Below are 24,475 nucleotides of genomic sequence, written 5' to 3'. Positions count from 1 at the left end.
CCGACGGCCGCATCGAGACCGCCGTCCAGCGCATGCGCCGCCATCAGCGCCTCGTGCTGGTACTGCGGCTTGCCGTTCTCGTATTCCTGATCGGCGGTTGGGAATTCGGCGTGCGCTTCGAGCTGATCGATCCGTTCTTCTTCGGCCAGCCCTCCGGCATCGTCCTGAAACTGATAGACTGGACCGAGAACGGCACCTCGATCGGCCCGCTCTGGAAACAGATCTGGGTCACGATCTACGAGGCCGGCGCCGGCTTCCTGATCGGCTCAGCCATGGGCATCCTGTGCGGCATCGCGCTGGGGCGTAACCAACTCCTGTCAGACGTGTTCTCGATCTACATCAAGGTCGCGAATTCGATCCCGCGCGTCGTGCTCGGCTCGATCTTCATCGTGGCCCTCGGCCTTGGCGCGGCATCGAAGATCGCACTGGCCGTCGTGATGGTGTTCTTCGTGGTGTTCGCCAATGCCTTCCAGGGCGTACGCGAGGCTGACAAGAACCTGATCGCCAATGCACGCATCCTCGGCGCCAGCAACTGGCAGATGACCCGCGCTGTGGTGCTGCCCTCGGCGCTGTCCTGGATTCTCGCCAGCCTGCATGTCTCGTTCGGCTTCGCGCTGGTCGGCGCCATCGTCGGCGAATTCCTCGGCGCCCGCGAAGGCATGGGCCTGCTGATCGCGACCGCACAGGGCTCGTTCGATTCCAACGGCGTGTTCGCCGCGATGATCGTTATCGCGATCGTGGCGCTGCTGGCCGAATGGATCCTGACCATGATCGAAAACCGGCTGCTGACCTGGCGCCCGGATACCACCGTTAACGAGTGACCACTGAAGCCCGGCGCGCTTGATTCAAATCAGCGCGCCGGCGGTCATTCCCGGTGCAACAATGTTGTCCGCCTCCCCCCGCGACGACACATTTCCCCGCCGCGACGAAACCGTTTTGCAGAATTGACGCAAATCTCCTGAAACGGCCGCTGGGTACATCTCCTGCCAACGAGGCGCCGAACGGGCGCTCATTTACAGGCGCTCAAACGGAGATTCCCATGATCACCCTCGCTTCTTTCGAACGAAAAATTCGCCGTGCTGCCGTTGCAATCGGCGCGCTCCTTGCCGGCGCATTCTCCTTTGCCCATCCGGCAGCCGCAACGCCGCTGCCGCTGTTTCCGTTCTTCATGGCGCCGCCGGTCCAGAGCGAGCCTGCGCCCTATGTGCAGTCGCCGCAGATGGATGACGAGCGCTCTGCCATCGAACAGCCCGCGCGCTTCAGGCGGCAGATCGTCAACTATCCGACCCGCGAGGCCGCCGGCACGATCATCGTCGATACGCCGAACACCTATCTGTATTACGTGCTCGGCAACGGTCAGGCGCTCCGCTACGGCATCGGCGTCGGCCGCGATGGTTTCACATGGTCCGGTGTACAAACCGTGACTCGCAAGGCCGAATGGCCGGCATGGACCCCGCCCGCTGAAATGATCGCACGCCAGCCCTATCTGCCGCGCCACATGGCCGGCGGTCCCGGCAACCCGCTCGGCGCCCGCGCCATGTATCTCGGCGGCACCATCTATCGCATCCACGGCACCAATATGCCGGAGACCATCGGCACGCAGGTCTCGTCGGGCTGCATCCGCCTCACCAATCAGGACGTGTCGGATCTGTATTCCCGCGTCACAGTCGGCACCAAGGTGATCGTGCTGCCGATGGATCGCCGTGCGGACAGCGCAAGCGGCAAGCGTGGCTAAAGTCGGGCACGGTTCATAACTGGCGCGCGTCACCACAGCATTGTAATGTCCCCGCGTTTTCGAGCGGGGACATCATGCGTCTGAAACCAATTCTCATCGGCGCGGTGCTGGTCGCCGTCTTTTTCGTGGTCGCACTCAAGGTGATGGACTATGTGGCTCCGCGCGGCACCGGATCGGCGCCGGTGCTGGTCGCATTGCCGCCACTGCCACCCTCACCCGCACGCAGTTCAAGCATCATCGCGCCGGTCGCCATTGCACTCACCGCGATCCGCGATGCCGCCGATCGCGGCGCACCGCGCAGCTTCAACGGCACGGCGGACAATCCTGTACAGCAATTGCTGCAGGATGCCGATATCAAGTGGACCGCCGCACGCGGTCCGATCGCGGCGACTGGCGCGCAGGACACGCTGACCATGTCCACGCCACTGAGCGGCACGCTCAATGTCACCGGCGCCATCTCGACGAATGTGCGCGATGCGCTGGGCGGCGCGCTCGGCAACCTGCTCGGCGGCAATGTTGCCAAGCAGCTTGGCAACATCAACATCAAGAACGTCAATGCCAATGCGGAAATCCGCGGCAATGTGGTGGTCTCGGCGCAGCCGCGGCTGACGCCGAACTGGCGGATCGACCCGAACCTGACCGCTCAGGTGACACTCGGCGACACCAATGTCGCGGTCGCCGGTGCCCGCATCAATGTGCCCGCGCAGGTCAAGCCGATGATCGACAATGCGGTCAACGAGCAGATCATCGCCCTGCAGCAGCGCCTGCGCAACGATCCTGCCTTCGAACAGAATGCCCGGCGCGAATGGGCCAAACTCTGCCGGTCGATCCCGCTGCAAGGTGCGAGCGCATTGCAGAACCTGTTCATCGAACTGAAGCCGACGCGCGCCGTCGCCGCCCAGCCGCGCATCGATGCCAGCAATTTGACGCTGACACTCGGCGTCGAGGCCGAAACACGCGTGACCTCAACGCAGACGCAGCCGAATTGTCCGTTCCCTGCCACACTCACCATCGTGCCGCCCGGCCCCGGCAAACTCAGCATCGGTGTGCCCGTGGACATGCCTTTCACCGAACTGAACAAGATCATCGAGGCGCAACTCGTCGGCAAGACATTTCCGGAAGACAATTCCGGCGCGGTCGCAGTGACGGTGAAGAAGGCAACTGTCTCGGCATCCGGCGACCGCCTGCTCATCTCGTTGCTGGTGAATGCCAAGGAGAAGCAGAGCTGGTTCGGTCTTGGCGGCGAAGCAACCGTCCATGTCTGGGGCAAGCCTGCGCTTGATCAGGCGGCACAGACGCTGCGCTTTACCGATCTGGAACTTGCCGTTGAATCAGAAGCAGCCTTCGGCCTGCTCGGCGCGGCAGCTCGTGCAGCCATGCCATTGCTACAGAAGACGCTGGCTGAACGTGCGACCATCGATCTGAAGCCCTTTGCCTCGAACGCGCAAAAGAAGATCGCCGCCGTCATCGCCGACTTCCAGAAGAACGAAAACGGCATCCGCGTCGGCGCCGAGATCAGCAGCCTCCGCCTTGGCGGGATCGCCTTCGATTCCAAAACACTCCGGGTGATCGCGGAAGCCGATGGCGCCATCAATGTGAATGTGACGGCCTTACCGGGGCTGTAGATTCAACGCGATGAAGAGCGCACCCGCAAAACGGGCGCGCCCTTATCGTCAGCTTACTGGTTCTTGGCTCGCGTTATCATAACGTGACGCAAAAAGGCCTTACATCGCATACTTAAACTCAGGCATCGCCTTCAATTGATCCTTGCTGGCGCCGCTGAGCACCGCATGGTCGGGGTACCAAGGATTAGCCTTGGCGGCTGCGGGAGCTGCACCCGAGGTGGCTGCACCCGTGGTCATGCCGCTTGGCGGCGTGGTCGACTTCATGCCCGATGAACCGCCAGTTGAAGACGCCATTGTTGCGACCGGCTCGTTCACGAATTTGATCTTGTCATAAGGCACGGCGATCAGGCGTTCGCCGACACCGAGGAAACCACCGACGCCGATCACCACGGCCTTGATGTTCCCCTGCTTGTCGGTCAGGAGATCGTTGATCGAACCGAGGCTCTCATTGGCTTCGTTATATACGCTCAGACCGACCACCTTCGATGTACGCCAGTTGCCATTGAACGTCGTATCAGATGCGGTGACCGGCGCAGCTGCCGGGGCTGTGGTTGTCGTAGTTGCGCTCGGGCTCTGCGCGAAAGCTGCGGTTGCCAGCAACGCCGAACCAACGATACCAGCCGTCATGTATTTCTTGAACATATGTTCCTCCTGTCGTTGTGGGTCGTCCAAAACCAACGCGGAGGTACAATGACTGTTCCGGTTCCACCGAAATTGGTCGTTAGAATTCGCCCCAATAGGGTGCGACGCCGTAGTGGCGATGCAGCGCTTCCTCCTGCGACCTGTCGCCCCAGTCGAACTCGCGTTTCTCGGTGAATGACGGCGCGCTGCGCAATTCTTCTTCGCTGATATCAAGTTGATAAGCATCGAGTTCACGATTGAAGGTCAGTCGCGCCCAAGGCAGTGGCAGCAGGTTCGAACCGAGGCCGAGAAAGCCGCCGAAGCTCAGGATCGCGTAGGACACTTTGCCGCTGATCTTGTCGATCATCAGACGTTCGATATGACCGATGCGTTCGCCATTCGGACGTCGTACCGCCGTTCCCTCGATCCGGTCGCTCGCAATCAGGCTATGCGGCTTCGTCATGACGTCGGGAGTCATTGTCGCCTCCATAAATCAATTGAAGGGGTAACAATGCCCGGACGTGTTCCTTGTTCCGGCAATAGCGCGAAAGTGACCTGCACAAAAGAAACCACCACCTTTCCCTTGCGGGAAAGATGGTGGCGTCAGCCTGGTCGTAAGCGTCGCGGTCTTCGTATCAGGTCTGGTAGTCGATCAGCAGGGCGGTGAATGACGCCTTGCTGCTGGATGCTGTAGCGCTGGTGCCGCTCGCGCTGTAGGAGCTTGAAGACGAGGCCTCCAGCGATTGCTTCAGCGAGTCCAGGAACTGCTTCATGATATCGGAGATACTGGTCGCGCTGTCCGTATCATCGGTACTGTCGGTACTATCGGCGCTATCCGCCGGCGGTGGGCCGCCGGGTCCACCGCCAGGAGGTGGACCACCGGCACCGCGAGCGCCGCCTGCCCCACCCGGGCCGCCATCGGCGAAGGCCGACTGGAACACGCCCTGCAATTCGGTGGCCTGGTCCGAGGTCAGCTTGCCGCTGGACACCTGGGCACTGATGAGATCGTCGATCTTCGATTTCATCTCGTCCGGCGACGGCCGGCTGCCGCTGCTCTGGCTCGAACGGTCGGCCTGCAGCGACGAGTCGATATCGGTTAAAGCAGAGGACAGCGCATCCTGATCGCCGCTGCTGATCTTTCCGGAGGAAAGCTCGGCCTGCAGCTCCTGCTGCAGTTTCTGAAGGGGGGATTGGTAGGAACTGCTGGACGCAGCCGAGATAGAGGTCATGATCTGCTCCAAGGTGCTTGCTTAGTGCTCGCAACTTGCGGTTAACCTTCTTAACGAGGTCTTGTTATTGCCTTGCTGACATGTTGCGGTTTGTTGCGCCTCAGCCACCAGCAATAGTCCGAAACAAAAAACTTCTGCAGCCCGCGCCGATCCCGGCCAAAAGAGTTCGCATGGCAAACGTACCGAACATCCTGGTCGTAGAAGACGACCGCGAAACCCGTACGCTGATCGCGAAGTATCTGCGTACCAATTCCTGCAACGTCACCACCGCTGCCGACGGGCGCGAGATGGAAAAGGTGATGGCCGACACCCGTGTCGACCTGCTGATCCTCGACGTGATGCTACCCGGCGAAGACGGCCTCAGCCTGTGCCGCAAGGTCCGTGCCGAGTCGCAACTGCCGATCATCATGCTGACGGCGCGCGGCGAAGACGTGGACCGCATCCTCGGCCTCGAAATGGGCGCCGACGACTACCTGCCAAAGCCCTTCAATCCGCGCGAATTGCTGGCACGCATCAATGCAGTGCTGCGCCGACAGGCCACGGCGCTCAATGCCAGCGCCACGCCGAACGCCACGGCGCTGTCATTCGCCGGCTGGCAGATCGACCTGCGCCTGCGCGAATTGCGCAATCCCGAAGGCGCCCGCGTCGCCATGACCTCGGCCGAATTCGATCTGCTGCGCGCCTTTGTCGAGCGCTCCGGCCGCGTGCTGTCGCGCGACAGCCTGCTCGATCTCACGCAAGGCCGCAGCGCCGGATCGTTCGAACGCAGCATCGACGTGCTGGTCAGCCGCATCCGCCGCAAGATCGAGGTCGACCCGCAGGACGCGCAAATGATCAAGACGGTGCGTTCGGGCGGCTACATGTTTACGCCGACGGTGGAAGCGGTCGCAACGGCGACGACCAACTAGTTTCATCGAGATGTTCAGCGTCCTCAATCTGCGTCGGATCAGCGGCCAGATCACCGCCCTGGTGGTGATGTCGATCGTGGCTATCCACATCGTTCTCTCGCTGCTGTTCACGCTGATGAGACCGGACCCGAATGATCAGGAGCGGGATCGTGGCCACGGCGAGTTGATCGCGATCGTTCGCTTGCTGAAGGCGACACCGATCGCCGATCGCTCGGAACTTCTGGTCAATCTGAAAAACGCCTTTCCCAAATTCGATATCCGGCCAGTCCCTCGGGATGCAACGATCACAACCGACAATGGCCCCGACTATCCGCGTCACAGCTTACGCCGGCTGCTTGGTTCCGACGCGCGACTGCTGACGATCGGTGGCGCGCCGGACCGGATCGGGGTCACCCTCCCGGACGGCGACATGTTCTCCTTCAGTAGTCTGCCGGAGCGACGACCAGGCTTCTTTCTGGGCGGTCCCTGGGTTCTGACGTTTCTGTTCGTGGTGATCAGCCTGACGCTGCTGGGCCTGTGGGCGGCCCGCATGCTGTCCGCGCCGCTTTCGGCCTTTGCCAAGGCAGCGGAAGAGTTCAGCCTGAACGGCTCGGCTGAGCCCCTGCCCGAGCGCGGCCCCGAAGAAATCCGATCGGTGGCACGCGCGCTGAACCGGATGCGCGAGCGCATCGGCACGTTGATCGACGACCGCACCAAGATGTTGGCCGCGATCAGCCACGACCTGCGCACGCCGATCACCCGGCTGCGTCTACGTTCGGAATTCATCGAGGACGACGGCCATCGCCGCCACATGCTGCGCGACCTCGACCAGATGCGATCGATGCTCGAAGCGGTGCTCTCGTTCCTGCGCAACGACCGCCGGCTGGAAGAGATGACGCTGACGGATATCGCCACAACCCTGCAGCTGATCGCCGACCAATTTGCCGACATCGGGCATATGGTGACCTATCAGGGCCCCTCCCATGCCATGGCGATGGCCCGGCCCGACGATCTGCATCGCGCAGTGACCAACCTGGTCGAGAACGCCGTGAAGTTCGGCTCGGAAGCGAATATCTCTCTGACGATGTCCGAGGGCGGCGCCATCATCGACGTCGCCGATGACGGTCCTGGCATTTCGGACGCACAAAAGAGCGCGATGCTGCAGCCTTTCGTACGCGGCGACGACGCCCGCAATATGGATCATGAAGCTGCCGGCTTCGGCCTCGGCCTGTCGATCGCCCGCGCCGTAACGTTGGCCCATGGCGGCGAATTGACACTGCTGGATCGCCAGCCCCGTGGCCTGATCGTCCGCATCACGCTGCCGGCACGCGATACGGACAGAGCCGCAGCGTAGCGCTCAGTTCGCCTTCACCGCAGGCGCGACGCTGTGGACCGCACCCGGCTTGCGCAGATGGATCGTAGCGATGTCATCGCTATAGATCTTTTCCCAACCATCGACGCGGTCGAGCAGCTTGGTGGCCGCGCTCTGGGTTCGCAGCAACGTCGCCTCGATGTCGTAATCCTTCAGCAGCCGGAACAGGTTGTCGGGCTCGATCAGACCGCTGGCATTGTTGTGGTCGACCATCAGCTTCGTCCCGAACAATTCGGTACGGCCATCGATGAAGGTCGGCACCCCACGCGCGATCAGATAGCCGCCGAAGTCGTAATCGTTGAACACGCGACTGAGTTTGAGTTTCTGCAGTTCGGTCACCGCCTTCGCGGGCGCAGCCGCCTCGAGCGGCATGTAGCGCTGCACGGACGCCAGTACGAACGTTCCGGCAATCAGGCAGATCGCGATCCCCGCGAACAGCAGATGCCGCGACGGCGATACATGATTGGCCGCCGGCATCTGAGGTCCACCGATTTGTTGGCCAAGCGGCGTCGCCAAGACCATCGGCGCCAGCAGCGCCAGCACTTCGGCGTTGCGCACGTGACTGAGCGCCATGAACACGAAGCCGATCACGAGCACGATGCGCATCGGCGGCAGCGTGATGCCGCGCCACAGCGCCAGCGCGAACGCTGCCAGCACGGTCAGTTCCAGAGGCCCGGCATGATTGAAATTCGCAGGCCGCCATTCGCCGATCAGCGCCAGCGCTTCGCCGAGATTGAGAATGCGACGCGACGCCAGCAGCGAGTCCCAGCCATAGGGCGTCACGCAACTTGCTGCCAGCGCGGCAATGCCGAACAGCGCCCAGCGCAGCAGCAATGATCGCTGCATAGGTTTCGGTGCATGCCAGATCGCATCGATGCCGATCGGACCGATCAGCGCCAATCCGAGAATGAAGCCGCCGTGCAGGTTGGCCCAAAGCGCCATCAGCGGCAGCAGCCAGAACGATGGCACGCTTTTGCGATCCATCGCATTCACGAGGCCGGCGACCCATGCCACCATCACCGGCATCGCCAGCAGATGCGGCCGCGCAACAACATGCCCCGCCATCAGCGCAAGAGCCGTCGCGACGAAAATGATCGTCACCGTGGCCGGCAGGCGCTTATCGAGAAAGCGCGCCAACAGCGCCATTGTCACGGCCAGCGCAGCGACAGCAAGCACCACCACGCCGGTCCAGCCAGAGCCGGCATAGGCGACCGCGTAGAGGACCTGAGACAGCCACTGGGTCGAGATCCATGGCTGGCCGTACATCGTGAACGAGTAGATATCGGTCGTCGGCACCGCATGGTGATCGAGAATCCACTGCCCGACTGCGATCTGCCAATACGCATCCGGATCTCTCAGGAGGGCGTTGCCCGCCGCGAGCCACAGCGTATAGACCGCAATCCCCACCCAGAGCGGGAGCAGCCCGTGCATCGTTTTGCGCGTTACGACGGGATGGGTGGCGGACATCGTCATGCTCGGCATGCCCCTGGAAAGTCGCAAGAAAAGCGCCGGAATACCGCAGCAAACCACGAGAGGGCATAATTTGGGGTAAATATCGGGCGGAACTCGCGAATCTGGCCTACAGAAAGACTCAATTCGAGCCCTCATCTCGGATAATTGAATCGGATGGTTTAGGCCGTCTGAAAGGCTGCCTCCGCTACTGGCGGGGGAACGAAGTTTTCGAGACCATTCATGAAACGCATTTCTCTGTCCCTGGCGACGCTTCTGGCTGTTGCCGCTCTTCCGCAACTGGCATCCGCGCAGCAGCGTGCCGACTACGACGCCATGGTTGCCACCCATGCCCAGGCCAATGGCGTGCCCGAGGCGCTGGTGCATCGTGTGATCGTGCGCGAAAGCAAGTATCACCCCAATCTGATCGGCCGCGGCGGCACCATCGGCCTGATGCAGATCAAGCTCGCGACCGCGCGCGGCGTTGGCTACACCGGCACCGCCGAAGGCCTCCGCGATCCCAACACCAATCTCACTTACGCGGTGAAATATCTCGCCGGCGCCTACCGCGCTGCGAACGGCAATCACAATCGCGCGGTGTCCTACTATGCCGGCGGCTACTACTATGCCGCCAAGCGCCAGCGCCGCGAGGTTTCCGCGCCGCCGCATCAGCCGCTCTTCGCCAAGGACGCCGAGCGCCTGCACCTGCAGAACACGGACAATGCGAACGCGCAGGCTTTGAAGCCGTAAGTCCCGCCACATTGAAATCGGGGTCGGCCAACACATGCACCGATCACTGCGTTCACGCATATAAGCATTGGTAACGTGAAGATATCACTGCTTTTCGCTGGCGTTATTCAAGCCAAAATGCTACTTTAAGTTGATTTTGTACGGATAATAAAAGCAAGCATCTTCGAAATTCGGGAGATGATTCTATGTATGGTCGGTTGGCCTTTGCCCTTTGTTTAATGGTTGTCACCCCGTCATTCGCGACCGAGCCCGGACCGGCAAAAGGCCCGCTCCAGAAGGACGCGAAACAACTTTGCCAAGAAATTTGTGCAGCATCGTTCTCGGAAAAATTCGATGTCGCAAGAAAGAAGCAGCTGAGCGACTGCTTTGCTCAAGGTCTTTGTCCCATCAACATGGGTCCACCAACAGCAAACATGCCGTGGTCCAAGTCTAAGCGGTTCGAAAACGCAATCTGATGCTTGAATTTGGCACCAGCTCGTTCTTTGCGGTCATTTCGCAGCCTCTCATTTTCGGTGCACTAGCGGGCGCTCTCTTTGCGTTCGTCTTCTCTCTGCAGAACTCCTTACTGCCCTACTCAACAAAACTGCGAGCCAACCTGCCTGTTGGAATCGGATTTGCGCTGCCGATTTCGCTAGTTGCCTTTGTCGCAGGATACCTGACTGGCGTCAGCCGCTCTCCCGCGGTCGGGACGATCATTCCGGCAGTCCTCACGCTCGTCGGTGGCCTCAATATTTACCTATTCGGTATCGACGTGAAAAATCGATCTTTGGTCGGCTTTAGTGTTTTTCTGTTCACTCTTTTCTTGTTCTACGGCGTTCAGGCGGGTTCCTATCATCGAGAAATCGGCCGCGAAGCCAGACTAATTTTTCTGTCCGAGCAGGAGCGAAAAATCAGAATTTTTCGGGAAAATCGCGATCTTTCCCCTGATATGCCAGCCTGGATAACAACTGGCGAACCGCGATAGGCAAGTCCCGCACTCACGACGAGACGGGGCCGCGTTGACACGCCCATCCATAGGTTTACATTAGAGTCGTTCCGAGGGGGGCTCCGACGAGGAGCTGAGATACCGCAAGCTTGCACTTTTCCTGTTCCGGAAGAGGCGCGCGAGACCGCGGTGACCCTTTGAACCTGATCCGGGTCATGCCGGCGAAGGGACAGGGATGTTTCAGGCTACGCAATCTCCGCACGGGGACTCTCCCGTGGCGGGTCAATCGATATCAGTGATTGGCGCTGGCATTGCCGGCGCTTGGCAGGCGTTGATGCTGGCCAAGGCCGGTCACGCTGTGACGCTGCATGAGCGCAGCGACGATGGTATGCGCGACGCCACCAGCCATTGGGCCGGCGGCATGCTGGCGCCTTGGTGCGAAGCCGAGGTCTCCGAGCCGGTGGTGTCGCGACTCGGCTTGCGCGCGCTCGACCTGTGGCGCGAGGAATTGCCTGACACACCATTCAACGGATCGCTGGTCGTGGCGCATGCGCGCGACCGCGCCGATTTCGAGCGTTTCGCGAAAATGACCTCCGGCCATACGCGGCTCGATGCGGCTGGCGTCGCCGAGATCGAGCCCTCGCTCGCAGGCCGGTTTCGCGACGGGCTGTTCTATCCCGGCGAAGGCCATGTGGAGCCCCGCCGCGTGCTCCCGCAACTGCACGCGCGGATCACCGCCGCCGGTGGCATTATCAAATACAACAGCGAGCAGCAGCCGAAAGATCTCGACGGTCTGGTGATCGATTGCCGCGGGCTTGCGGCGCGTGATGATGCCAGCACGCCGAAGCTGCGCGGCGTCAAGGGCGAAATCATCATCGTCGAGACCGAGGAGGTGCAGCTGTCGCGCCCCGTCCGCCTGATGCATCCGCGATGGCCACTTTACGTGATCCCGCGCGCGGACAATCGCTTCATGCTCGGTGCGACCTCCATCGAAGGCGAGGACACCGGCGTCAGCGTGCGCTCTGCACTCGAACTGCTCGGCGCTGCCTATGCGGTGCATCCAGCCTTTGCCGAAGCGCGCATTCTCGAATTCGGATCGGGACTTCGGCCGGCTTTTCCTGACAACCTGCCGCGCATTGCGATCGACAAGAACACGATTGCAGTGAACGGCCTCTATCGCCACGGCTTCCTGCTGGCGCCTGCGCTGGCGGAGCTGACGCTCAACTATATCAAGCGGGGCGAGATCGACAATGAGGTGATGCAATGCAAGTGATCGTCAATGGCGAGCACCGCGAGATCGAGGCGTCGCATGTCGGCGCGCTGCTGCAGGAACTGGACTACGAAGGCACGCACTGCGCCATTGCCCTGAATTTCGACGTTGTGCCGCGCAGCGCGTGGGCGCAGACGCCGCTGAAGGCCGGCGACGAGATCGAGATCATCACGCCACGGCAGGGAGGCTAATTCCTGATGGTGAATTTCTACGGCAAAGAGTTTAAGTCCCGCCTGCTGATCGGATCGGCGCTCTATCCCTCGCCCGCGATCATGCAGGACGCGATCCGCGCCTCCGGCGCCGGCATCGTCACGGTGTCGCTGCGGCGTGAATCCGCCGGCGGCAAGACCGGCGATGCGTTCTGGTCATTGATCCGAGAACTCGACGTCACCGTGCTGCCTAATACTGCGGGCTGCCGCAGCGTGCGCGACGCAGTCACGACCGCAAAGCTCGCGCGCGAACTGTTCGGCACGTCCTGGATCAAGCTCGAAGTGATCGCCGACAACGACACGCTGCAGCCCGACGTGGTCGGCCTCGTCGAAGCAGCAAACATCCTGATCAAGGACGGTTTCGAAGTATTCCCCTATTGCACCGAGGATCTCAGCGTCGCGATGCGTCTCGTGGATGCCGGCTGCAAGGCGGTGATGCCATGGGCCGCGCCGATCGGCTCGGCGCGCGGCATCATCAATGCCGACGCGTTGAAGCTGATGCGGGACCGCCTGCCCGATATCACGCTCGTCGTCGATGCCGGCTTAGGGGCGCCGTCGCACGCCGCCGAAGCCCTCGAACTCGGCTATGACGCCGTGCTCCTCAACACCGCTATCGCCAAGGCGGCCGATCCCGTCGCCATGGCCAATGCCTTCCGCATCGCCGTTGAGGCCGGCCGCACCGGCTTCGAGGCGGGCCTGATGGGCGCGCGCGATTTCGCTTCTCCTTCCACTCCAGTCATCGGGACACCGTTCTGGCATGCCGTATCCTGACCGTTTCTATCCCGTCGTCGACACCGTAGCCTGGGTGAAGCGCCTCACGCAGCTGGGCGTCGGCACCGTGCAACTCCGCGCCAAGGACCTCGACAACGTCGCAGCCACCACGCTGTTTCGCGAGGCGCTGGCCGTCACCAGCGGCACGAAAACGAAGCTGGTGGTCAACGACTACTGGCGCGTCGCCATCGACCTCAAGGCGCAGCATCTGCATCTTGGCCAGGAAGATCTCGCCGAGGCCGACGTGGCCGCGATCCGCAAGGCCGGCATCACACTGGGCCTCTCCACCCATGACGAGGACGAACTCGAAACCGCCCTGCGCGCAAATCCGGACTACGTCGCGCTCGGGCCGATCTTCTTCACGACGCTGAAATCCATGCGCTTCGCGCCGCAGGGCATTCCGAAAATCTCGGTCTGGAAGAAGCGCATCGGCACGCTGCCGCTGGTCGCGATCGGCGGCATTAAGTTCGAACAGGCCGAAGAGATCTTTGCCGCCGGCGCGGATTCCATTGCCGTCGTCAGCGACGTTACACAACACGCAGACCCGGACGCCCGCGTCCATCAATGGCTTGGCGCATCCGCCAAAGCCGCCTGACATTGCAAGAACGACAACGGAGGATTAGTCCATGAACATCCGCTCCAATCCCGACACCACCCTGCCCGCCGTCACCACCGGCAACCTGCCCTCGTCCCGCAAGATCTACGCGATCCCGGAGAGCGCGCCCGATCTGCGCGTGCCACTGCGTGAGATCATTCTCTCCGAAGGCGCCGGCGAACCGAACCTGCCGGTCTATGACACGTCGGGTCCCTATACCGATCCGAACGTGCTGATCGACGTCAATAACGGGTTGTCTCGCGCGCGTCTCGATTGGGTCAAGGAACGCGGCGGCGTCGAGGAATATCAGGGCCGCGAGATCAAGCCGGAAGACAACGGCAATGTCGGCGCAGCGCATGCTGCGAAGTCGTTCAAGGCCTATCACAAGCCGCTGCGCGGCACCGGCGATGCCATGATCACGCAATATGAGTTCGCCCGCGCCGGCATCATCACCAAGGAAATGATCTACGTCGCCGAGCGCGAGAACCTCGGCCGCAAGGTCCAGCTCGAGCGCGCCGAGGCCGCGCGCGCCGACGGCGAGAGCTTCGGCGCCGAAGTGCCGCTGTTCGTCACGCCGGAATTCGTGCGCTCGGAAATCGCTAGGGGCCGCGCCATCATCCCCTGCAACATCAACCACGCCGAACTCGAGCCGATGATCATCGGCCGCAACTTCCTCACCAAGATCAACGCCAATATCGGCAACTCCGCCGTGACCTCGTCAGTCGAGGAAGAAGTCGACAAGATGGTGTGGGCGATCCGCTGGGGCGCCGATACCGTGATGGACCTCTCGACGGGCCGCAACATCCACACCACCCGCGAATGGATCCTGCGCAATGCGCCGATCCCGATCGGCACCGTGCCGATCTATCAGGCGCTGGAGAAGTGCGACGGCGATCCGGTCAAGCTGACCTGGGAGCTCTACAAGGACACGCTGATCGAGCAGTGCGAACAGGGCGTCGACTACTTCACCATCCATGCCGGCGTGCGCTTGGCCTATATCCATCTCACCGCCAATCGCGTCACAGGCATCGTCTCGCGCGGCGGCTCCATCATGGCCAAGTGGTGCCTCGCGCATCACCAGGAGAGCTTCCTCTACACCCACTTCGAGGAAATCTGCGACATCATGCGCAAGTATGACGTGTCGTTCTCGCTCGGCGACGGCCTCCGCCCCGGCTCAATCGCCGACGCCAATGACCGCGCGCAATTCGCCGAACTGGAGACGCTGGGCGAGCTCACCAAGGTGGCATGGGCGAAGGGCTGTCAGGTGATGATCGAAGGCCCCGGCCATGTGCCGCTGCACAAGATCAAGATCAACATGGACAAGCAGCTCAAGGAATGCGGCGAAGCGCCGTTCTACACCCTCGGGCCTCTGACCACCGACATCGCGCCGGGCTACGACCACATCACCTCGGGCATCGGCGCCGCCATGATCGGCTGGTTCGGCTGTTCAATGCTCTGCTACGTGACACCGAAGGAGCATCTCGGCTTGCCCAATCGTGACGACGTCAAGGTCGGCGTCATCACCTACAAGATCTCCGCGCATGCCTCGGATCTCGCAAAGGGCCACCCCGCCGCGCAGCTCCGCGACGACGCGCTCTCCCGCGCCCGTTTCGACTTCCGCTGGCAGGACCAGTTCAATCTCGGCCTCGATCCGGAAACCGCCGTCGCCTATCACGACGAGACGCTGCCGAAGGACGCCCACAAGGTCGCGCATTTCTGCTCGATGTGCGGGCCGAAGTTCTGCTCGATGAAGATCACGCAGGACGTCCGCGACTATGCGGCAACCCTCGGCGACAACGAGAAGGCCGCGCTGAACCTCGGCGGCACAGCGACGATGGGCATGTCGATGTCTGGCGTGATCGAGGACGGCATGGCCAGCATGAGCCAGAAGTTCAAGGACATGGGCGAGCAGGTCTATGTCCAGGCGGAGGCGGTGAAGGAGAGTAATAAGGCGCTGTAAGCGCATCCCCTGCTTGCATCATCATGCCAGGACTTGGCCCGGCATTCATCTCGCCAAAGAAGGCCGGGCATTTGCCCGGCCTTCTCTCGTATCCAAACGTTGCAAAACTGGCCCGGTTCAAGCGCGGCGTATCCTTGCTTTTCGCAATGGACACCGGCGCGCTCCGCATTTTGTTTCACGCCGATGCAGAACAATCGCGCGCTATGATAACGTCCATCACTGAACGACGACACGGTCGGTGGAGGCCACAACCATGCATCACCTTACGCCTCTCTCTGGAATCGTCGGCGGCGCGCTGATCGGGCTCGCTGCCTCCATGCTGATGCTGCTGACCGGACGCATCGCCGGGATCAGCGGCATTTTCGGGGGGCTACTCCAGCCCGGTGCCGGCGATCGCGGCTGGCGCATCGCCTTCGTCGCCGGACTTCTGGCAGCGCCCCTGCTCGCTTCGCTTTCGGGCACACCATTGCCAGCACCAGTGATGCCAGCGAGCCTGATCGTCATCGTTATCGCCGGGCTTCTGGTCGGTTTCGGCAGCCGCATGGGCGGCGGCTGCACATCCGGCCATGGCGTATGCGGTATCGCACGCCTGTCAGCACGTTCAATCGTCGCCACAGCGATCTTCATGGCCGCAGCGATCGCCACGGTCGCCGTCGTGCGTCACGGTATCGGAGGCTGATGCAATGCTACTTGTTTTCGTCAGCTTTGCTTGCGGTCTCGTGTTCGGCATCGGCCTCCTGATCTCGGGCATGACGGACACCGGGAAAGTACTCGGCTTCCTCGATATCTTCGGGGCTTGGGACGCGACGCTGGCTTTCGTGATGGCCGGCGCAGTCGCGGTCACCGGTCTTGGCTTCGCACTGGCGCGGCGGCGCGGCACACCTGTCCTTGCCGCAAAGAACCTGTGGCCGACACGCAGGGACGTCGACACACCGCTCGTTATCGGGACCACGCTGTTTGGGATCGGCTGGGGCCTCGTGGGGCTCTGTCCTGGCCCCGCGCTGGTCAACCTCGCGGGGCTAGGCCGTCCGGTGATTGTGTTCGTCGTCGCAATGGCGGTGGGCATGCTCGGTCACGATGCATGGGGCACACGTCGCACGCTCATGCGACAGATCGAGAAAGCGTAGATTGGGTAACGGCCTGAACCAATCGTAACCTTGAAAGCGACCAATGCAGTACCCGCGGCATGGCGTCATAATCGGCGATCACTGGCTGTGCTCGCACCACTCCCCTATCCTCACTGACATCACAAGGCACGCGCGCCCTGTGCGCTTATCGACATGCCGGGTTCCAAGGCGTCAGGGGCAGACAAAGCGACTTTCTTTGTTGCAATATCCCGGCGGTACACCCAATGGTACCCATTGATTAACCTTTCGTTAACCAATCGCGCCCAACCTGCCGCAACGCAACGGCTGGGGGCTGTTCGTTCTCGATGTTGTTGCTTCGCGCAACGAAGCAGGCGTTGATCGGGAGATACCCATGATCCAGGAATCCCTTTACGAGTCCCTTCGCCGCCCGCGTGACGATTCGCCGGCTGAAATGGACATGTTTGCGCCCTCGTCAGATCCAAGCGAGGTCGTGACGATGCTGATCGGCGCGACTGTCCATGAGGTCGAACGCGAGTTGATGCTACAGACGCTGGCGCGCTGCGACGGCAATCGCACCCACGCCGCCCGCGTGCTTGGCGTCTCCGTCCGCACCATGCGTAACAAGATCAAACAGTATTCAGCGGATGGGGCCGACGTGCCGGGGCACGGCTAGCGCGCGGCGCTATTGCTGGAGCGCGCTGGTATCCAGCACCCATGTGGAGCCCTGCAGCCGGTCTTCGGTCTGCATCTCGACACCGACGAGATGCGCCTTCGGCTCAAAGCCGCGAATTCTGACAGTGAGCGGCCTGGTGAATTGCCATGCCTCGCGCGCCTGCAGCAGGCCATCCTGATACGACGCCAGAGCTTTTGAATCGCCGGCTTTCTTCAGTGCCTGCCATCGCGCCAGATTCGCGCGATCCTCGAACCAGATCGAATCCGGTTTTACCTGCATGGACGCCCCTAGGCGTATCTCGCCGGCATGCGTTGCGCTCGTGAGGGCCAACAAGGTCAGCAGCGCCAGATATGATTTCATATGTCGTCGCCCGTTGCCCTGATGAGAGCGTAAGTCGCCGCGGACCCCGTTCCGGTTCGACAGGGCTCGGCAATTCGCGGGCGCACCTTGCCTAGACCTGCTACGCTGGCCCGTCACATGAGCGCGAGGCCTGATCATGCCCATCCAGCACTTCCCGCCCCCTCCCGGAATCAAAGCGCCGCCGCTGTCCTATGCGGCGCGGGTCGGCGATCTCCTGTTCGTCTCCGGCATTCCCGGCTTCGACGCCAATGGCCAATTGCCGGAACAATTCGAGGCGCAGTTCGGATTTGTGGTGCGCACGATCAAACGAGTACTGAAGGATGCAGGCACCGACATCTCGCATCTCGTCAAGGTCAACGTGCTGCTGACGCGCGCGTCCGACGTGGCTCCCATGAATGCTCTGTATGCCGAAGCCTTCGGACCACCGCCCTATCCGGCGCGCACCACTTGCGTGGTCCAGGCACTGCCCAATCCGGCGATGCTGATCGAGATCGAGTGTGTGGCTTCGCTACCGTAACGACGGTCATCGGCCGGCCATCGCATCCTTCACCGTCTCGCTGACGAAATCGGCGGCGCGGCGGAATGCGGTGTCAGTATCGCCGCGGAAGGTGACGGCGCGGCGCATCACCAGCTGCTCGCGCTCAACATCGAACAACTGCACCTCGCCCCATTGCACCAGCGTACTCATCTTGCGGATGCCGCCATAGACCAGGTAACGCGCACCGTCGCGGCGCGCTGCGGCGACGAGATCGTCGGGCGCCATGCTGACGGCAGTGCAGGCAGGCTGCGGACAGGCCGGGCGCACCACGCGGTAGTCGCGCTGCGCCAGCCCGTCGCGCAGCAGTGCAGCGAAGATGGTCATGCGGTCGCGATGCTGCGCGGATTGGTCGGCCTCCTCGCCGGAGGTGTCGCTATAGTCGAAATCGGCCACCGCGACGGCGAGCTGTCCGGCGGCCGGGGCCGGCGCAGGTGCGCCCAGCAACGCCACGGCGCCGCACAGCAACCACAGAACCTGCCCTCTCCGCATGTTCTCCTCCCTGATCTTCTGTTCGCCGCCACGCCAAACTGGCGCAGGTGCCAGCAGGTCGAGCGACAGCCGATGCTAGTCCGCATGTGGTGAAGCGCAACCGGCAATGTCTGTGGTGGCATGGCAGCAGCGGCGAATTGAAGCCGTCATCCATCCCCTGTTAAAAGCGGCCGGACAGAATCAATACGGAGTGTGAGGCGTGGCAAAAGATACGATCAGCCAAACCGGATTACGCGGCCCCCGCGGCGAACCGGGACTTCCCGGACCGCAGGGCCATCCCGGACGGCCGGGGCCGGACGGCGCGCAGGGCAAGCCGGGCCTGGCCGGCAAAGCCGGCGCCAATGGCAAGCCGGGGCCGCAGGGCAAGCGCGGCGAAGCAGGCCCCCAAGGTAAGGCTGGCGTCAATGGTCAGGCTGGCGCCGACGGCAAGCCTGGTCCGATCGGACCGCAGGGCAAGGCCGGGCCGCAGGGACCACGGGGTGAACAGGGCCTTCAGGGCAAGCCCGGCGTGCAGGGCGAAGCCGGGCCGCGCGGCGAGCAAGGTCCTCCCGGCGCGCTACCGAGCCTCGAGCAGATCATGCCGTGGCTGCACATGGTGTTCGACGCCTGGGAAGACCACCGCCAGATGCGCCTGCGCGAAGCGCAGGAGCGCGAAGAGGCCCTGCTGCGCGAGCAGCAGGAAGCCGTCGAACGCGTCGCCGCGATGATCGAGGCCGAAGCCGCCATCGCGGATGAGTCCGATGAAACCGACGACGGCAAGAAAAAGAAGAAGCGCAAGAAGAACAAGGACGACTAGCACCGCTGCGTCGTTCGATACGGACGCGCAACAACAGATCAGGCGACGCGCCGCAATGCCGGCCCGTCGCCTTTACTTTTTACATGGTCCGCTGCGGTGCGGTCTGCAGCAGATCCTGAAGCTGCTGTTTGTAGAATTTCGCACCGCCTGTCGTGAGATGACCGCGGGTCTCGGTGCTCGCCGGAATCAGCAGCATCTTCGCGTTTTTGATCCGCTTCAGCGCGGCGTCCATCAGCCCGGTCTCCGGCGGATTGCGCTCGTCATCGGCAGCGTTGATCGCGAGCACGACGGATGTGATCTTCTCCAGACCTGCTGATGGATTGTAGTCGCGCGACGATTCCCACTGATAGATGAAATCATTTGCATCGGCGACAAATGGCGCCTTGAGCCGGTCATCGACATTCTTGTCGGCGGCCTCGCCGGTTGGTGCCAGCATCTGATAGGCCAGCGTGCCGCCAGCTGTCGCGATGCCATACATCACGCTGGCAAATTTGATCATGCCAGGCTGCGATGTGTAGTTGCCGGCCTTGTAATCTGGATCGGCGCGCACGGTCTCGATCATCACGCGCCGCATCATCCAGTTGCGTGCGCTCATTTCCGTAGGCTGTGATGCCATCGGCACCAGAGCGTCCATCGCATCGGGATATTTAGCGCCCCAGATCCACGCATGCATGCCGCCCATGGAATTGCCGATCACCATCCGCACATGCTTGATGCCGAGCCCTTCGATCAGCAGCCGGTGCTGGGCATCGACCATATCGTCGTAATTGTACTTCGGAAATGCAGTCTTCATCCCGTCAGAGGGTTTTGACGATTTGCCGTGGCCGAGCGCATCGGGAATGATGATGTAGTATTTTGCGGCATCGAGCGGCTGGCCCGCGCCGAATAACTCACCCGCAAAAGCAGGCGTCAATATGCTCTGCGCCGAACCGCCGGTGCCATGCAGCACCAGCACCGGCTGGCCGCTCGGCTCGCCTACCGTGGTGTAATGCAGCTTCAACTCCGGCATCACATGGCCAGTATGAAACTTGAAATCCTTCGCGATCCAGTCGCCCTGCTTTGGCGCCGGATAATCAGCGGCGAACGCGGTCACGGCAGCAAGCGAAGCACATGTCACGACAGCAGCAGCGCAGAACGCGCGCATAGAACGGCTGGGCATCGTCATCCTCCCCGGCGCAGCCATTTGATCGGGCCGCTTGACACAGATGCTAGCATGGCAGCGCGAGCCAGGAGACCAACAGATCGATACTGCAGCGCAGCGATCCCCAGCTCGTCGCGCCGGGTATAATCTTTGGGCAGGCGTCGCCGCCATAGCTCGGGCTTAATCATCGCAAGAATCCGAGTCGTCCCGTGCGGCACCCGGCGTCCGCGCGTGATGCAACACCGTGAGGTTCGCATGCGGGGATTGATTCAAGTGGTGCTGCTGGCAGCGCTTACCGTGATGGCGACGACCGCTCACGCCATCGATCGCGGCCAGTTCAACGATGTGCCCGACGATATCCGGAACTGGTTCAAAAGCGTCATCAGCCCTAATGGCGTGCCGTGTTGCGATATCTCCGACGGCCATCGCACCGAATATGACGTCCGCAACGGCTCCTATTGGGTGCCGATCGAAGGCATATGGACGGAGGTGCCGACGCGCGCCGTGATCCGCGATCGCGGCAACCCCGTTGGCGAAGCCGTCGTCTGGTATGTGCGCCATCGCGGCGAGATCATCATCAGCTGTTTCGTTCCGGCTGACGCCGCGTGATGACGATCACGAAACGGTGCCAGGGTGCGGCCTTGCAATCCACAGGCAATCGGGCCCAATTTGAGGCTAATTCTGCGCGCGGCGCGTTAGGTCACTCTGGCCCCGCCGTCACCTCGCCGCGGGCGCTACAGGATAAAGAGAGATCGATATGACGGAAGTGACCTATGTGATCGTCGAGCATGATGGCGGTTGGGCCTATAAGGTTGGCGCCGTCTTCTCCGAGCCGTATGCGACGCACGCACTCGCCACCGCAGCCGCCAAGCGCGCCGCGGCCGAGCAGAGAGTGCCGGGACGCACCGAGGTGATCGCCTATGAGGACGAAAAAGGGCAGTGGCACGAGGAAACTGCCTCGGGCAGTGATCGTCCCAACACCCACATCATCGACAAGGCCTGATCGCGAAGACAGGTGAATGATCCAACTGACGTCAACGCGTCCAATGGCGCCGGCATTGCCGTATCTCGCCATGCCGGAGAAGTTGTTGCTCGTCACGCCCGCCTGGGTGCCCTTCGCGCGCGAACTCATCATCGCCGCGGCGTCATTGAAATCGCCGCATCGCTTGCACTTGTGACACGCACACGGTTGAATTGGTGGGCCGGCGTCATCAATTGGCCCGGGCCACACAAAGACGCCACAGACTCATAGCGAACGGGCCAAATCGACAAACCACATACGTTATGGAGTCACATGGTGACTCCGGCGTCGGTTGCGGTGCTGTCTGCGCGACTTTTCTGCAAGGCGCCGCCATGCTAGTTTTGCACCATCAAATTGCATCGGGAGAGCAGACGTGACCGACGTCGCAGCAGACGAACTCCGCACCATTTATCCAACGCCGCATCCACGCGTGATCGCCAAGGCGCGACCGACGCTTGACATGCATTCCAGCAAGTTCATCTCGCTATCGCCATTCTGCGTGCTTGCTTCGTCGGGTCCCGACGGGACTGTCGATGCATCGCCGCGCGGTGGCGGCGTCGGCTTCGTTCGGATTGCCTCGCCGACCGAATTGCAGATGCCGGATCGTCCTGGCAACAATCGCATCGATACGTTCCAGAATCTGATGGCGGGCAGCGGCCACGTGCAGCTGATCTTCTTCGTTCCGGGCATCGACGACACCTTGCGTGTCAGCGGCGTCGCCAGGCTGATTAAAGACCCGGAACTGATGGCGTCGATGGAGGAGTTCGGCAAGCTCCCGCGCGCGGTGTTGAGCATCACCGTGACCGAAGCCTATTTTCATTGCGGCAAGGCGCTGATGCGTTCGAAGCTGTGGTCGCCGGAGGTGCAGGTGAAGCGCTCGGTGATGCCGAGCATCTCGGAAATGGTTCACGACCAGACCAAACTCGGTGAACCGATGACCCAGGAACAGATCGACGTCGCCTATCGCCAGCAGCTGTAGCTCGTCGGCCTCGTCCGGAGCCAAAAGGAGCTCCGGCAGCCGCGGCCATCCACGCACAACCCCTATTTGAAATTATCACTTAAGGTTGTATAATGACGACGCTTGGGGAGAGCGTTGTGCGTGGCGTTGCGTTGATTCAGCTGATGACGGTCGCGGGCGTCATCCTAGGCGGCTGCGCGCGCGATCCATTCGTGACAGAACGGGACGAAACCTATGCGGGCGAATGGTTGATCCCGCACCAGATCGACCGCATCACCGGCGCCGAATTGCCCAGCGCCTATGTCTTTGCCGAAGCGTCAAACAGCAATGTGGATTTTCCACGTGTCTCGTCATTGCTGCTGACATGCATCGATGGCGCGCCGCTGATCCGCTTCGCCTTTGATTTCAAGATCGGCAGCAACCGCAACACGGTGCTCGGCTATCGCTTCGATGGAAAACCTGGTCACGACGACGTCGGCTCGCGGGTGGTGCGGGGAAACCAGATCATCGTCATCGAAGACAGGGCAGAGATCGCGACCTTCGTCAGCGAGCTTGCCGGTGCGAAGACGTTGTATGTCCGGATCAGGTCGATCAACGGGGGTCGAACGGCCGTAGAATATCCGCTGGAGGGATCGACTGCCGCGATCCGCGCGGCATTCTCCAAATGCGATATGCCTAAACCGCCCCTGCCGGAACAGGGGCGGACGACATTGTCCGGCGTCTATTGAGACGCCGGGGATGATCCTGGCCTAGAACTCGCTCTCAAGGCCACCCATGTGCTTCTGGGTGTAGAGATCGATACCGATCCGCTCGATCAGATCGAGCTGGGTTTCGAGGAAGTCGATGTGACCTTCCTCGTCCTTCATCAGCTTCTCGAACAGATCACGCGAGACGTAATCCTTGACGCCGTGACAATAGGTGGCGGCTTCTTCATACAGCGTGCGGGCACCGATTTCGGCAGCGAGATCGCATTCGATGATTTCCTTGACCGTCTGGCCGATGCGCAACGGATCGAGAACCTGCATGTTCGGGAAGCCGTCCAGGAAGAGAATGCGATCGGTAAAACGATCTGCGTGATTCATCTCTTCGATGGATTCCTTGCGCCACATCTTGGCCATGTCGACCAAGCCCCAGTGATTCAGGAGCCGGAAGTGCAGCCAATACTGGCTGATCGCGGTGAGCTCGCTGCGCAGGCCCTTGTTGAGGAATTCGATGACCTTCGGGTCGCCCTTCATGATGTTCTCCTGTCTGCTGAACCCGTCCGAAACAGGCCCTCGTCTGAATTTAGAATGTTTCTAAATCAGATTCACCGACAGGACAACCCTTCTTTGCTCAATTCGGGAAGGAGCGTGGAAAAGCTGGAAAGCTGTTGAATTTATAAGTGCTTAGGCTGCCGCTTCGATCGAGGCAATATCTGCCAGTTCGATATGCGCATGAGTCTCGGTGTGAGACTGCCCATGGGCCGCCGTATGCGGGCAGCCGGCACAGCAGGACTTGGCACAGGCGCCCAGCGCTTCGTCCATGATCTTCTTGATCGTCCGTACGCACCGTCCGCACTGGGCGCTGCAGCCGAGGCATCCATAGACCTGCCCCGGCGTACGCGGCGGACGCGCTCCGGCAACGGCACTACGAACATCATGGTCGGAAAAGACGTTGCAGGAACAAACGATCATGAGATGAAGGCGAACTCGCAGGTCAGGACCCCTCTTGGATATGTAAGAGACCGACCCGATGCAAAAGGAAAACGCCGACTTTGAAGCTATTCCAAACTACTGATCGCATGGAAGAAATTGGAACGAATCTAAAATTCGTCTGAGCGCTCGCAAGCGCCATGATCAGAAGACGGCTAGCCGACAGATGCCCCTGTCCAGTAACCGCCTGCAACGCGGCATGCCCTTGGGGAGGGTCGCGGACCTCCGTCCGGAATGGCTTTAATATCAAGATGTAACCTGGATCGCGCGGTCCCGTTCATTGATCATTCAAGTGAAGTATGAAACTTTTCACGTCAGGCAG

At 61.6% G+C, this 24,475-nt stretch carries 31 protein-coding genes and 1 riboswitch; of the genes, 22 read left to right on the top strand and 9 right to left on the bottom strand.

Going from position 1 to position 24,475, the window contains the following annotated elements:
* The first annotated feature begins 32 nt into the window (after positions 1 to 32).
* The 3 genes from AB7813_RS29675 (at position 33) to AB7813_RS29665 (ending at position 3,360) form a co-directional block, all read left to right on the top strand.
* Positions 33 to 821 carry an ABC transporter permease gene (locus AB7813_RS29675; RefSeq protein WP_439064597.1) on the top strand — a complete coding sequence of 263 codons (789 nt, stop codon included), beginning with the start codon at positions 33 to 35 and terminating at the stop codon, positions 819 to 821.
* A gap of 218 nt (positions 822 to 1,039) precedes the next feature.
* Positions 1,040 to 1,735, top strand: coding sequence for a L,D-transpeptidase (locus tag AB7813_RS29670; RefSeq protein WP_439063328.1), 696 nt, complete (start codon positions 1,040 to 1,042; stop codon positions 1,733 to 1,735).
* A gap of 74 nt (positions 1,736 to 1,809) precedes the next feature.
* Positions 1,810 to 3,360, top strand: a complete 1,551-nt coding sequence (locus tag AB7813_RS29665; RefSeq protein WP_439082799.1) for a DUF4403 family protein — start codon at positions 1,810 to 1,812, stop codon at positions 3,358 to 3,360.
* 99 nt (positions 3,361 to 3,459) lie between these two features.
* On the opposite strand, the gene AB7813_RS29660 is transcribed toward AB7813_RS29665, so the two are convergent.
* From AB7813_RS29660 to AB7813_RS29650, 3 genes are all read right to left on the bottom strand, one after another.
* Positions 3,460 to 4,002: a PRC-barrel domain-containing protein gene (locus AB7813_RS29660; protein ID WP_439063326.1), complete on the bottom strand. Its 543-nt coding sequence runs from the start codon at positions 4,000 to 4,002 to the stop codon at positions 3,460 to 3,462.
* Positions 4,003 to 4,081: 79 nt separating this feature from the next.
* Positions 4,082 to 4,459 carry a PRC-barrel domain-containing protein gene (locus AB7813_RS29655; protein ID WP_439063325.1) on the bottom strand — a complete coding sequence of 126 codons (378 nt, stop codon included), beginning with the start codon at positions 4,457 to 4,459 and terminating at the stop codon, positions 4,082 to 4,084.
* Between the two features lie 157 nt (positions 4,460 to 4,616).
* Positions 4,617 to 5,210 carry a hypothetical protein gene (locus tag AB7813_RS29650; RefSeq protein ID WP_439075659.1) on the bottom strand — a complete coding sequence of 198 codons (594 nt, stop codon included), beginning with the start codon at positions 5,208 to 5,210 and terminating at the stop codon, positions 4,617 to 4,619.
* Between the two features lie 170 nt (positions 5,211 to 5,380).
* Between AB7813_RS29650 and AB7813_RS29645 the strand changes: the two genes are divergently transcribed.
* Complete coding sequence (locus AB7813_RS29645) at positions 5,381 to 6,118, top strand: response regulator (protein WP_093760564.1); 738 nt, start codon at positions 5,381 to 5,383, stop codon at positions 6,116 to 6,118.
* Between the two features lie 10 nt (positions 6,119 to 6,128).
* Positions 6,129 to 7,451 (top strand): ATP-binding protein, encoded by a 1,323-nt coding sequence (locus AB7813_RS29640; protein ID WP_309946663.1) that lies wholly within the window; start codon positions 6,129 to 6,131, stop codon positions 7,449 to 7,451.
* A gap of 3 nt (positions 7,452 to 7,454) precedes the next feature.
* On the opposite strand, the gene AB7813_RS29635 is transcribed toward AB7813_RS29640, so the two are convergent.
* On the bottom strand, positions 7,455 to 8,942 hold the full coding sequence (locus AB7813_RS29635; protein WP_439082800.1) for a hypothetical protein: 1,488 nt from the start codon (positions 8,940 to 8,942) through the stop codon (positions 7,455 to 7,457).
* 219 nt (positions 8,943 to 9,161) lie between these two features.
* Here AB7813_RS29635 and AB7813_RS29630 point away from each other — a divergent pair, with 219 nt between their 5' ends.
* From AB7813_RS29630 to AB7813_RS29585, 10 genes are all read left to right on the top strand, one after another.
* On the top strand, positions 9,162 to 9,668 hold the full coding sequence (locus AB7813_RS29630) for a transglycosylase SLT domain-containing protein (protein WP_439082801.1): 507 nt from the start codon (positions 9,162 to 9,164) through the stop codon (positions 9,666 to 9,668).
* A gap of 454 nt (positions 9,669 to 10,122) precedes the next feature.
* Complete coding sequence (locus AB7813_RS29625) at positions 10,123 to 10,632, top strand: hypothetical protein (protein ID WP_439082802.1); 510 nt, start codon at positions 10,123 to 10,125, stop codon at positions 10,630 to 10,632.
* A gap of 64 nt (positions 10,633 to 10,696) precedes the next feature.
* A riboswitch (TPP riboswitch) is annotated at positions 10,697 to 10,841 on the top strand.
* Positions 10,829 to 11,866 (top strand): FAD-dependent oxidoreductase, encoded by a 1,038-nt coding sequence (locus AB7813_RS29620; RefSeq protein ID WP_439082803.1) that lies wholly within the window; start codon positions 10,829 to 10,831, stop codon positions 11,864 to 11,866. Its footprint overlaps the riboswitch before it by 13 nt.
* Positions 11,857 to 12,054, top strand: a complete 198-nt coding sequence (thiS, locus tag AB7813_RS29615; protein ID WP_068732274.1) for a sulfur carrier protein ThiS — start codon at positions 11,857 to 11,859, stop codon at positions 12,052 to 12,054. Before AB7813_RS29620 ends, thiS begins: the two co-directional genes overlap by 10 nt.
* A gap of 6 nt (positions 12,055 to 12,060) precedes the next feature.
* Entirely contained in the window at positions 12,061 to 12,843 is a 783-nt protein-coding gene (locus tag AB7813_RS29610; RefSeq protein WP_439082804.1) for a thiazole synthase, read from the top strand.
* Positions 12,830 to 13,438 carry a thiamine phosphate synthase gene (locus AB7813_RS29605; protein WP_439082805.1) on the top strand — a complete coding sequence of 203 codons (609 nt, stop codon included), beginning with the start codon at positions 12,830 to 12,832 and terminating at the stop codon, positions 13,436 to 13,438. Before AB7813_RS29610 ends, AB7813_RS29605 begins: the two co-directional genes overlap by 14 nt.
* Positions 13,439 to 13,469: 31 nt before the next feature.
* The gene (gene thiC / locus AB7813_RS29600) at positions 13,470 to 15,398 is read left to right on the top strand and encodes a phosphomethylpyrimidine synthase ThiC (protein WP_439082806.1); all 1,929 of its coding nucleotides are present in this window, start codon (positions 13,470 to 13,472) and stop codon (positions 15,396 to 15,398) included.
* Between the two features lie 253 nt (positions 15,399 to 15,651).
* Positions 15,652 to 16,077 carry a YeeE/YedE family protein gene (locus AB7813_RS29595; protein ID WP_439082807.1) on the top strand — a complete coding sequence of 142 codons (426 nt, stop codon included), beginning with the start codon at positions 15,652 to 15,654 and terminating at the stop codon, positions 16,075 to 16,077.
* 4 nt (positions 16,078 to 16,081) lie between these two features.
* On the top strand, positions 16,082 to 16,525 hold the full coding sequence (locus AB7813_RS29590) for a DUF6691 family protein (RefSeq protein ID WP_120289015.1): 444 nt from the start codon (positions 16,082 to 16,084) through the stop codon (positions 16,523 to 16,525).
* 412 nt (positions 16,526 to 16,937) lie between these two features.
* The gene (locus AB7813_RS29585) at positions 16,938 to 17,159 is read left to right on the top strand and encodes a helix-turn-helix domain-containing protein (protein WP_439079894.1); all 222 of its coding nucleotides are present in this window, start codon (positions 16,938 to 16,940) and stop codon (positions 17,157 to 17,159) included.
* A 9-nt stretch (positions 17,160 to 17,168) separates the two neighbouring features.
* On the opposite strand, the gene AB7813_RS29580 is transcribed toward AB7813_RS29585, so the two are convergent.
* Positions 17,169 to 17,519, bottom strand: a complete 351-nt coding sequence (locus AB7813_RS29580) for a hypothetical protein (RefSeq protein ID WP_439082808.1) — start codon at positions 17,517 to 17,519, stop codon at positions 17,169 to 17,171.
* Positions 17,520 to 17,655: 136 nt separating this feature from the next.
* Between AB7813_RS29580 and AB7813_RS29575 the strand changes: the two genes are divergently transcribed.
* Positions 17,656 to 18,036 carry a RidA family protein gene (locus tag AB7813_RS29575; RefSeq protein ID WP_093760584.1) on the top strand — a complete coding sequence of 127 codons (381 nt, stop codon included), beginning with the start codon at positions 17,656 to 17,658 and terminating at the stop codon, positions 18,034 to 18,036.
* Between the two features lie 6 nt (positions 18,037 to 18,042).
* Here the strand turns inward: AB7813_RS29575 and AB7813_RS29570 are convergent, their stop codons facing one another.
* Positions 18,043 to 18,546, bottom strand: a complete 504-nt coding sequence (locus tag AB7813_RS29570) for a DUF2380 domain-containing protein (protein WP_439076405.1) — start codon at positions 18,544 to 18,546, stop codon at positions 18,043 to 18,045.
* 199 nt (positions 18,547 to 18,745) lie between these two features.
* Between AB7813_RS29570 and AB7813_RS29565 the strand changes: the two genes are divergently transcribed.
* Positions 18,746 to 19,342: a collagen-like protein gene (locus tag AB7813_RS29565; RefSeq protein ID WP_439082809.1), complete on the top strand. Its 597-nt coding sequence runs from the start codon at positions 18,746 to 18,748 to the stop codon at positions 19,340 to 19,342.
* A gap of 79 nt (positions 19,343 to 19,421) precedes the next feature.
* Here AB7813_RS29565 and AB7813_RS29560 read toward each other — a convergent pair whose 3' ends face one another.
* Positions 19,422 to 20,486, bottom strand: coding sequence for an alpha/beta fold hydrolase (locus AB7813_RS29560; protein WP_441229016.1), 1,065 nt, complete (start codon positions 20,484 to 20,486; stop codon positions 19,422 to 19,424).
* 252 nt (positions 20,487 to 20,738) lie between these two features.
* On the opposite strand from AB7813_RS29560, the gene AB7813_RS29555 reads away from it, so the two are divergent.
* From AB7813_RS29555 to AB7813_RS29535, 5 genes are all read left to right on the top strand, one after another.
* Complete coding sequence (locus AB7813_RS29555) at positions 20,739 to 21,092, top strand: hypothetical protein (RefSeq protein ID WP_439063314.1); 354 nt, start codon at positions 20,739 to 20,741, stop codon at positions 21,090 to 21,092.
* Between the two features lie 148 nt (positions 21,093 to 21,240).
* Complete coding sequence (locus AB7813_RS29550; protein ID WP_068732250.1) at positions 21,241 to 21,486, top strand: DUF2188 domain-containing protein; 246 nt, start codon at positions 21,241 to 21,243, stop codon at positions 21,484 to 21,486.
* A gap of 16 nt (positions 21,487 to 21,502) precedes the next feature.
* Positions 21,503 to 21,661, top strand: a complete 159-nt coding sequence (locus tag AB7813_RS29545) for a hypothetical protein (protein WP_175367212.1) — start codon at positions 21,503 to 21,505, stop codon at positions 21,659 to 21,661.
* Between the two features lie 216 nt (positions 21,662 to 21,877).
* Positions 21,878 to 22,483, top strand: a complete 606-nt coding sequence (locus AB7813_RS29540; RefSeq protein WP_068732246.1) for an MSMEG_1061 family FMN-dependent PPOX-type flavoprotein — start codon at positions 21,878 to 21,880, stop codon at positions 22,481 to 22,483.
* A 92-nt stretch (positions 22,484 to 22,575) separates the two neighbouring features.
* Positions 22,576 to 23,190 (top strand): hypothetical protein, encoded by a 615-nt coding sequence (locus AB7813_RS29535; RefSeq protein WP_439063313.1) that lies wholly within the window; start codon positions 22,576 to 22,578, stop codon positions 23,188 to 23,190.
* Between the two features lie 21 nt (positions 23,191 to 23,211).
* Here AB7813_RS29535 and bfr read toward each other — a convergent pair whose 3' ends face one another.
* A complete protein-coding gene (gene bfr / locus AB7813_RS29530) occupies positions 23,212 to 23,697 on the bottom strand; it encodes a bacterioferritin (RefSeq protein ID WP_068732242.1) in 486 nt (161 codons plus the stop codon).
* Positions 23,698 to 23,847: 150 nt separating this feature from the next.
* Positions 23,848 to 24,135: a (2Fe-2S)-binding protein gene (locus AB7813_RS29525; protein WP_068732239.1), complete on the bottom strand. Its 288-nt coding sequence runs from the start codon at positions 24,133 to 24,135 to the stop codon at positions 23,848 to 23,850.
* Positions 24,136 to 24,475: the final 340 nt, after the last annotated feature.

It is taken from the genome of Tardiphaga sp. 20_F10_N6_6 (assembly GCF_052076045.1).
GTDB classification, from domain to species: Bacteria; Pseudomonadota; Alphaproteobacteria; order Rhizobiales; family Xanthobacteraceae; genus Tardiphaga; species Tardiphaga robiniae.
The sequence above is the reverse complement of the archived record's forward strand: the minus strand, read 5'-3'. Positions and strand labels throughout refer to the sequence as shown.

Excerpts from the sequence above, each read along its gene's own strand:
- AB7813_RS29675 (WP_439064597.1), top strand. The coding sequence starts at position 33 with ATGCGCCGCCATCAGCGCCTCGTGCTGGTACTGCGGCTTGCCGTTCTC.
- AB7813_RS29670 (WP_439063328.1), top strand. The coding sequence starts at position 1,040 with ATGATCACCCTCGCTTCTTTCGAACGAAAAATTCGCCGTGCTGCCGTT.
- AB7813_RS29665 (WP_439082799.1), top strand. The coding sequence starts at position 1,810 with ATGCGTCTGAAACCAATTCTCATCGGCGCGGTGCTGGTCGCCGTCTTT.
- AB7813_RS29660 (WP_439063326.1), bottom strand. The coding sequence starts at position 4,002 with ATGTTCAAGAAATACATGACGGCTGGTATCGTTGGTTCGGCGTTGCTG.
- AB7813_RS29655 (WP_439063325.1), bottom strand. The coding sequence starts at position 4,459 with ATGACTCCCGACGTCATGACGAAGCCGCATAGCCTGATTGCGAGCGAC.
- AB7813_RS29650 (WP_439075659.1), bottom strand. The coding sequence starts at position 5,210 with ATGACCTCTATCTCGGCTGCGTCCAGCAGTTCCTACCAATCCCCCCTT.
- AB7813_RS29645 (WP_093760564.1), top strand. The coding sequence starts at position 5,381 with ATGGCAAACGTACCGAACATCCTGGTCGTAGAAGACGACCGCGAAACC.
- AB7813_RS29640 (WP_309946663.1), top strand. The coding sequence starts at position 6,129 with ATGTTCAGCGTCCTCAATCTGCGTCGGATCAGCGGCCAGATCACCGCC.
- AB7813_RS29635 (WP_439082800.1), bottom strand. The coding sequence starts at position 8,942 with ATGACGATGTCCGCCACCCATCCCGTCGTAACGCGCAAAACGATGCAC.
- AB7813_RS29630 (WP_439082801.1), top strand. The coding sequence starts at position 9,162 with ATGAAACGCATTTCTCTGTCCCTGGCGACGCTTCTGGCTGTTGCCGCT.
- AB7813_RS29625 (WP_439082802.1), top strand. The coding sequence starts at position 10,123 with ATGCTTGAATTTGGCACCAGCTCGTTCTTTGCGGTCATTTCGCAGCCT.
- AB7813_RS29620 (WP_439082803.1), top strand. The coding sequence starts at position 10,829 with ATGTTTCAGGCTACGCAATCTCCGCACGGGGACTCTCCCGTGGCGGGT.
- thiS (WP_068732274.1), top strand. The coding sequence starts at position 11,857 with ATGCAAGTGATCGTCAATGGCGAGCACCGCGAGATCGAGGCGTCGCAT.
- AB7813_RS29610 (WP_439082804.1), top strand. The coding sequence starts at position 12,061 with ATGGTGAATTTCTACGGCAAAGAGTTTAAGTCCCGCCTGCTGATCGGA.
- AB7813_RS29605 (WP_439082805.1), top strand. The coding sequence starts at position 12,830 with ATGCCGTATCCTGACCGTTTCTATCCCGTCGTCGACACCGTAGCCTGG.
- thiC (WP_439082806.1), top strand. The coding sequence starts at position 13,470 with ATGAACATCCGCTCCAATCCCGACACCACCCTGCCCGCCGTCACCACC.
- AB7813_RS29595 (WP_439082807.1), top strand. The coding sequence starts at position 15,652 with ATGCATCACCTTACGCCTCTCTCTGGAATCGTCGGCGGCGCGCTGATC.
- AB7813_RS29590 (WP_120289015.1), top strand. The coding sequence starts at position 16,082 with ATGCTACTTGTTTTCGTCAGCTTTGCTTGCGGTCTCGTGTTCGGCATC.
- AB7813_RS29585 (WP_439079894.1), top strand. The coding sequence starts at position 16,938 with ATGGACATGTTTGCGCCCTCGTCAGATCCAAGCGAGGTCGTGACGATG.
- AB7813_RS29580 (WP_439082808.1), bottom strand. The coding sequence starts at position 17,519 with ATGAAATCATATCTGGCGCTGCTGACCTTGTTGGCCCTCACGAGCGCA.
- AB7813_RS29575 (WP_093760584.1), top strand. The coding sequence starts at position 17,656 with ATGCCCATCCAGCACTTCCCGCCCCCTCCCGGAATCAAAGCGCCGCCG.
- AB7813_RS29570 (WP_439076405.1), bottom strand. The coding sequence starts at position 18,546 with ATGCGGAGAGGGCAGGTTCTGTGGTTGCTGTGCGGCGCCGTGGCGTTG.
- AB7813_RS29560 (WP_441229016.1), bottom strand. The coding sequence starts at position 20,486 with ATGCGCGCGTTCTGCGCTGCTGCTGTCGTGACATGTGCTTCGCTTGCT.
- AB7813_RS29555 (WP_439063314.1), top strand. The coding sequence starts at position 20,739 with ATGCGGGGATTGATTCAAGTGGTGCTGCTGGCAGCGCTTACCGTGATG.
- AB7813_RS29550 (WP_068732250.1), top strand. The coding sequence starts at position 21,241 with ATGACGGAAGTGACCTATGTGATCGTCGAGCATGATGGCGGTTGGGCC.
- AB7813_RS29545 (WP_175367212.1), top strand. The coding sequence starts at position 21,503 with ATGATCCAACTGACGTCAACGCGTCCAATGGCGCCGGCATTGCCGTAT.
- AB7813_RS29535 (WP_439063313.1), top strand. The coding sequence starts at position 22,576 with ATGACGACGCTTGGGGAGAGCGTTGTGCGTGGCGTTGCGTTGATTCAG.
- bfr (WP_068732242.1), bottom strand. The coding sequence starts at position 23,697 with ATGAAGGGCGACCCGAAGGTCATCGAATTCCTCAACAAGGGCCTGCGC.
- AB7813_RS29525 (WP_068732239.1), bottom strand. The coding sequence starts at position 24,135 with ATGATCGTTTGTTCCTGCAACGTCTTTTCCGACCATGATGTTCGTAGT.